This is a genomic window from Amazonocrinis nigriterrae CENA67, from assembly GCF_016056305.1.
Taxonomy (GTDB): domain Bacteria; phylum Cyanobacteriota; class Cyanobacteriia; order Cyanobacteriales; family Nostocaceae; genus Amazonocrinis; species Amazonocrinis nigriterrae.
Genome location: NZ_JAECZC010000028.1, coordinates 19013 through 26109, shown reverse-complemented (window position 1 = coordinate 26109; position 7097 = coordinate 19013). Strand labels below are relative to the sequence as shown.

6 protein-coding genes and 1 pseudogene are annotated in these 7097 nt (G+C 41.1%); 4 read left to right on the top strand and 3 right to left on the bottom strand.

From position 1 onward, the window contains the following. The first annotated feature begins 325 nt into the window (after positions 1–325). Both I8748_RS15700 and I8748_RS15695 read left to right on the top strand, forming a co-directional pair. Complete coding sequence (locus tag I8748_RS15700) at positions 326–1192, top strand: thermonuclease family protein (RefSeq protein WP_198125514.1); 867 nt, start codon at positions 326–328, stop codon at positions 1190–1192. Positions 1193–1887: 695 nt separating this feature from the next. Next, a complete protein-coding gene (locus tag I8748_RS15695) occupies positions 1888–2151 on the top strand; it encodes a hypothetical protein (protein WP_198125513.1) in 264 nt (87 codons plus the stop codon). 418 nt (positions 2152–2569) lie between these two features. Here the strand turns inward: I8748_RS15695 and I8748_RS15690 are convergent, their stop codons facing one another. After that, positions 2570–5341 (bottom strand): M16 family metallopeptidase, encoded by a 2772-nt coding sequence (locus tag I8748_RS15690; protein ID WP_225896432.1) that lies wholly within the window; start codon positions 5339–5341, stop codon positions 2570–2572. A 430-nt stretch (positions 5342–5771) separates the two neighbouring features. On the opposite strand from I8748_RS15690, the gene I8748_RS35120 reads away from it, so the two are divergent. Then, complete coding sequence (locus I8748_RS35120) at positions 5772–6032, top strand: GNAT family N-acetyltransferase (protein WP_225896431.1); 261 nt, start codon at positions 5772–5774, stop codon at positions 6030–6032. A 5-nt stretch (positions 6033–6037) separates the two neighbouring features. Beyond that, positions 6038–6082: pseudogene (locus I8748_RS35115) on the top strand (hypothetical protein); the annotation flags it as partial. 171 nt (positions 6083–6253) lie between these two features. Here the strand turns inward: I8748_RS35115 and I8748_RS15680 are convergent. Together I8748_RS15680 and I8748_RS15675 are read right to left on the bottom strand one after the other, a co-directional pair. Next, entirely contained in the window at positions 6254–6586 is a 333-nt protein-coding gene (locus I8748_RS15680) for a Uma2 family endonuclease (protein ID WP_225896430.1), read from the bottom strand. Further along, entirely contained in the window at positions 6567–7070 is a 504-nt protein-coding gene (locus tag I8748_RS15675; protein WP_198125511.1) for an SMI1/KNR4 family protein, read from the bottom strand. Before I8748_RS15675 ends, I8748_RS15680 begins: the two co-directional genes overlap by 20 nt. Positions 7071–7097: the final 27 nt, after the last annotated feature.

The window sequence follows — 7097 nt, the reverse complement described above, 5'->3', positions numbered from 1 at the left end:
TAATTAAAATCAGGGGTTTCAAGCAAGGACGCCGTATTTCTCGCACAACCGTGTCTCGAAATACATTTTTTCTTTTTCCATAGTTGAAAGTAGTTGCTCTGTATGCAATTTCATTGGTGCTAGATTCTTCCCCTACACCCCGCCCCTTTGGGGCTGGTCAATCTGGAAACAGAGTATTTTTTATACATATTATTCCACATTCAGATGATCGCAGGGACGTAACGTCAAAACAAAGGTTTGAGCATTTACGAAAAGTTCAAAAGCAACCTTGATATTTTAGTTAGCAGTCAACAGCCATCAGTCAACAATCAAAGGAGCTTAACAAATGGCAATGACCCTCATCCAGGGCAACTTTAGAGTGATCAAAGCTGCTCCTGATGGCGATTCTATCCGCTTCTATCCCAACAACCCTCAGCTATGGGAGAAATTAGCGACACGAATCGTTACTAACCGTGCAGGAGGGGCACAGTTACGCTTAGATAGTATTGATACACTAGAAACACACTTCCATCCCAAGGGCGGTAGTGTAGGGATGCAGCACCAGCCACTGGAATTTGCTCATAGTGCTGCTAGCGAATTGCTCAAATTTTTAGGATTTAAAAAAATTACTCGTAATTCTAATGAAATAGTGACTGCGGCAGAACCAGAAGAAGTTCCTGGTTTTATCCTTACCCGATTTGCAGACACATATGGTAGAAGTGTAGCCTTTGCCTTCAAGGGCACTTCAGACGCAGAGGATGGTAGCAGTATTTACTTCGATAAATCTTTATTGAAAAAGAGCGCTAATTACCATCTCTTGAATAAAGGGCTAGCTTACCCTACCTTTTACTCCCAACTATATCCCGATATCCGCAAAGAGTTAATAGCTGTCACCGAGAAAGTTCGTAAGGACAAGAAAGGTTTGTGGGCATTAGACAAAACTAATGATGGTTTCGTTTTAGAAGATTTAGAAACTATCACTGACAACACCGTTATTTTGCCAAAACTATTTCGCCGACTCCTCGGTTATCTTGCCATTAATGATGGTAGCGTGTCTAGTGAAGGATTTCCCAATTATCTCAAGTCTTTGAGCGATCGCCTCATCATTCTCCCAGAAGGTCATGTTACTGGCTTTGACTTCGTGGTTCAAGTCAATGGTCAAAATATCAAGTTAACTGCTCAGCCTGAAGATTTGGTTTTTATAGAAAAATAATTTACAGCAGTTTTCATCAAAGTGAGGTAATGGCCCAAAAAAAAGCCCTCTGTCTAGGTCAGAGGGCAGAAACTTTAATTACCTATAAAAACAACTAAAAGTCTATTATATCAAATTTACATAATTAATTTACTCAAATTGTACATGCCTAAAAGCTCACCACTTTTGTAGACAAAATTACTGGAATTATGTTTGAAATATTGAATGATAAATAAATCCGTAAATGCACGCATATTATAAGCAAAACAGAAATTGTAAACAGCAGTTGTAAATGCAGACACCATCTTGTTTCTCGTTGGACATAATCCAAAAGTTATATAGAAAATTAGGGTAATTAGCTGAAACAAATTGCTGTATAGCCTTCAGTTACTGGCTTTGCGTGTTTAGTCTCAGACTTTTAGTTGAAAGCTAATTATGTCTGATGGAATATTTCTTTATTGATATTTGAATTTGGAAATTTATGCTACTTGATTTTTTAAGATTAAATTTGACTATAAATTGGAAGAGACAATATTTATTTCCAGTAATAATTTATGATAGACATAATTAAAAATATTAAGTCTTTTTGAACGAGATTTCCTAGTTGAATCTCAAAAATATTTAGAGCAGAATAGCATCAAGTAGTTAAGTTAAAGAACTTAATTACCTACGAAAACAACTTGCATTCAATCGATCAATCAATCTAGGAGTAAATTATGTCAACTATCGCTGTTTACGAACTACATAATACTGGCCTTCAATTGTTTGAAGATTCCGAAAGCTTTCTCAATGAATTAAGCGATGCAGATTCCACCTCTATCAATGGTGGTACAGGTCATAATGGTGGTGACGTTAGCAATCCTACCGCATTGACTAAGCTGGCTGAAGCATTTGTGTATGTATATGCTATCAGTCATATTGACACTATTGCTAAATCATTCAGTGGCGGAAATCCACAACCAAATTCACACCAAGGTTAGGTTAAGCGACTATTAGCAATAATAGTTCACTACTAATCTTTTTGATGCTTATAGGAGGTAAGGTAGAGAATAATCTCTGCTATCAGCATGAAGGTTATAAATTACTAAACCTCCAAAAGCGTCTACCAAAACTAGTACTCGATGAACCCCAAATTGTCGGGTGAGAACAAACGGGGAAGAAAGAGTTTTTAAATGTAACTTCTTAACTTCCCCAGCTTCACCAGCTTGTCACCAGGCAAAGTTTGTGTGGCGCACTACTAGCTATTTAGATAGCTCAGTTAGTGTCAAATATTTATCATACCTCCTTACAATTAACAACCTAGCCCATTTTCATGGACTAGGTTTTTTACTATTGTGATAAACCAATACAATTTCGTAGAGATATGAATTGCAACGTCTCTACAAATTTTATTGATACTCAACTGCCCTTGGGTGTAATATCTCCAGGCCCAGCTGTCACAATAACCAGATTTTCTGGCTTAATTAACTCCTCAATTGCTTGTTGCACTTGGGCCATAGTGACAGCCTGAATTCGCTGAGGAAACTCTCGAATTTCTGCTCGTGATAGCCCGAATACAGCATTATCCAAGATAATGCTAGATACTTCACTGGGATTAGCTAATTCCACAGGATAACTGTTAGTAATTGAGCGTTTCGCAGTATTGAATTCAGCTTCAGTTACTCCTTGTTCACGTAACTGTTTGAGTAAAGCAATAGTACTAGCGATCGCTTTCGGGGCATCTCCTGGTGCAGTCTGCATACTAATTAAGAACGGGCCTGGCTTAACTCCCGCTGCAAACCCACTGTAAATACCATAGGTCAGACCCAGGCGATCGCGCACTTCTGTACCTAAACGACTAGATAAGGTATCACCGCCTAAAATCTGATTCAGTATTAATGCGGCATAATAACGCGGGTCTTTGCGAGAAATACCGTTATAGCCGATGTAGGTAACGGCTTCTGCCTTACCAGGAATTACTTTATTTAAGCGTGTGGAAGTTTGGGGAAATGACACCGTTGGCAAGTTAATCACAGGCGGTTCACCCGTAGCCTGCCATTTACCGAACACCTGATTGAACAATACTTTTACCTTAGCCGGATCAAAGTCACCTACTAAAGCGATCGTTGTAGTATCTGGTCGATAATGTTGTTGGTAGAAGCGCAATAAATCATCACGAGTAATACTCTTTAAGCTTTCAACTGTGGGAAAGCTGTGGAACGGATGATTTTCTGGATAAATGGCTTGCTGGAATACCCGTCGTCCGAGTGAGTTGGGGTCATCCAACTGGGCTTTAAGACTTGTTAATGCCCGTTGACGGCTTAATTCTAACTGGTCTTTGGGGAAAGTGGCATGTTGTACCACATCTGCCAAAGTTTCAATTAATGTCGGTAAGTTGGCTGATAATCCTTGACCGCTAATGCTAACTCCTTCGCGGCTAGCACCAAAGCTTAAACTTGCTCCCTGGTCTTCTAAGGTTTTGGCTATGGTGAGAGCATTTTTAGTCTGGGTGCCATTGGTTAAGTTACCAGCAGTCAGATTGGCTAATCCAGCTTTTTGATTGCCGTCAAATTCAGTTCCTGCATCAATTTGGCCGCTGAGGTTAACAGTGGGGACGCTGTGGTCAGCTAACAGCAGCACCCGCAAGCCATTTGCCAAAGTGAACTGTTCTGGTAACGATTGTTTGCTGGAATCTGTAGCTGATGTGGCGGGTGGGAGATACTTGGCAAGTTCTGCTGGGTCTACAGGCTTACCGGGGCTGAAGTTCTCCGCAGTGCGACCAGAATCAGTGCTAGAAGTTCCTGGTTTACCATCTGGTTGAGTTGGTTCAAAAAAGCCGATGGTTTGTTTAGCAGGATTGAGGTAAGTTTTTGCTACTTGTTGGACTTGGGCGGGGGTAACTTTGGCGATCGCAGCCAAATACTTTTCAACAAAACGATAATCCCCAGCGACAGTTTGATTGTACCCCAACTGGGTGGCCTGAGAGGTGATATCCTGATTACCCAGTACAAATGATGCTTGCAGTGCTGTCTTGGCTCGGTTCAACTCTTCTAGAGTAACTGGTTGCTGTTGCAGTTTCGCTAAAGTTTGCTCAAGTACCTGGGCAATTTTCCCCAACTCTTGACCAGGAGCTGCCGTAGCACTAATCTCATACCAACCTGGTTCAATCAGTTCCGCTGCACCGCCACTAACTGAACTGGCAAGTCCAGATTCTACCAAAGCCTGATACAGTCGAGAACTGCGTCCGCCCGTGAGAATCGCATCCATGACATCAATTGCTGGGACATCGGGATGCTTGATATCTGTCAAAGGATACACAGCTTGCAGCAGTGCTGCACTTCCAGGTTGCTTCAGGACGATAGGGGTTTTTTTGGCAACAGAAGCGGATGAGGTGGATGTTGTTTGCTGAAAACGAGCTGTCTTGGGTCGTTTTGGTAGCTTTCCGTAAATTTCTTTGACAACTTTCAGGACGGGTTCTGTAGCAAAATCTCCCGTAATCACCAAGGTGGCATTATCTGGACTGTAGTAGGTTTGGTAATAATTCCGCACCTGCTCCACCGTGAATTTTTCTACATCTGCTTTCGTGCCTCCCACGGGTAAGCCATAGGCTCGGTTTGGGAAAGCTTCTCGCATTACTGCCTGATCTAGACGATTGCCTGGTGAGTTTTCATACCCTTGTAATTCGGAAATTACTACCCGCTTTTCACTAGTTAGTTGTTCAGCTCCCACTAAAGCGTTTTCCATGCGGTCTGCTTCCAAGGTCAGCAGTGCTTCGAGTTTGTCTCGCTGGACTGTACCAAAGTAAGCTGTTTCGTCATAGCTGGTAAAGGCATTGAACTGACTACCCAATGCACTAAACAACCGTCCAAACTGCACTGGGCGATCGGTTGTACCCTTGAACATCAAATGTTCTAATTGGTGGGAAATACCATTTTCTCCCTTCAGTTCGTTGCGTGAGCCAACTTTATACCAAACCTGTACACTGACTACTGGGGCAGTATGCACTTCTTTGGTTAATACTGTTAAGCCGTTGTCTAATACCGTTTTTTGCACTCCATTGGTGAGTGAGATACCAGACACGGGTGCCACTGCTGTCGGTGTTGCTGCATTGGTGAAATTGCCCGAAAACGGCACAAAATTGAGGAGGAAGCTGAGGAACAATCCTATAAGCATGTATGAGGGTAGTTTCATAAGCAATTCAAAATCTACTATTATAAAACACAATTCCAGAGGGTGATTTAAAATTGAAGTTTCCCAACTGCATAGTAATTTTTACTTTTGAAATCAACCATTCTGGCTATTGTTCATTGACTGGAAACTGAATCAACAAAGTGATGAGATTGCATCACAGAATCAATTTGCCATTTATTAGTGTAATGAGCGATCGCCTTTGTAGACAGGTCATGCAATTTTAGATTTTGGTATTAATTATGTCTCAAAAAAACATCAAGCTAGAAACAGCACGTTTACTGCTGCGTGCATTTCATACTAACGTGAGTTCGATGAACCTCTCCCTCCCAGCCTCCCTCTCCTAAAAGGCGAGGGAGGAGGAACGAAAAAACAAGGGTTTTACTCCCCTCTCCTCGTAGGAGAGGGGCCGGGGGAGAGGTCAAAACAGCACTTGTCGAACTCACTTCATACTAAGTTGCAGTTTTGGGACAAGCCTTACCAACAAGCCGAAGCGATGACTTTCATAAAAGCGATGAAGCAGGCAACGCCAGGTACTTTAGGCGAGTGGTATCAGTTGGCAATTGAACTCAAGGCAACAGGCGAAATGATTGATGATTGTGCCTTCTGCATAGCCGATGACGGGCAGCAAGCGGAGATTGGCTTCACGCGATCGCAGACACACCAAAAAAAGGCTATGCTACTGAGGCTGTAACTCGCTTGCTCGATTATTTATTTACACAACACAACCTACATCGCGTAATTGCAAATTGCGATCCAGAGAATATAGCATCTGCTAAATTGTTACAACGTGTAGGTATGAGATGCGAAGGGCACTTTTTAAAAGTTTGTGGTTTAAAGGCAACTGGGTAGATGAACTGTGGTTTGCCATTTTGCGCGATGAATGGCAGCTATAAAGTTTTGCAACTATTTTAATTACCGTTTAATTTGCTTAGGAAAGTTAGGAACTAACAAAGATTGCTCTAATTCACCTTGCTGATTATAGAATTTCATTTCACCTTGTTGATTACATAACCATACTTCCAAAGCTTGAGCTTCTAAATATAAGTTTTTTTTAAATTCTATTTCATCCAAAGTGTTACCACTGGATTTAACTTCTACACAAATTTCTGGTGCAATAGATGCTGATACCTCATCTTCAATTTGAGTAAATCGTTCCTCTGAACACCAGACAACATCAGCAACTTTGATGCCGTCTGATGTGTTAATAGCACATTCTGGCATCACTTCACCTTTTGTTGTAGGCATTAACACCGTCTCTATAGTCATACAAGAATATGGGTGCTTTCTTTGTTGGTTCATTTCCACCAAGAGTGAAATAGTCTTGATCGTCACGAATAAAGATTGGAAACCAGTGCCTTTTCCACCAGCTTTCAGACGTGTCCAGTTTATATCTCTTAGCTTCTTTCACCGCATTACTATATATGCGATGATATGTTTGGGATGCTTCTTGTAAAGAATAAAATACTTCATCGCCTATAAAAGCATAACATCCCCACTTGTGTGTACCATTCGCCCAGGAATATAGTTCTAGTAGTTCTTGCGGTAGATGAAATGGTAAAGCTTTTAGTATTAACTGTACTTCGGTTTCTAAAGCTCTTAGTCCAGGCTGTAAAAAGTCAGACTGTTCTTGATAATAAGGCGAGTTAGTGGGTAAGAAGTTGTATCCTTCATACTCATACTCTTCTATTAAATCTAATATTCTTTCTAAAACACTAGTTAAATTCGACATTTTTCATCTCACTATGCATAAAGGACT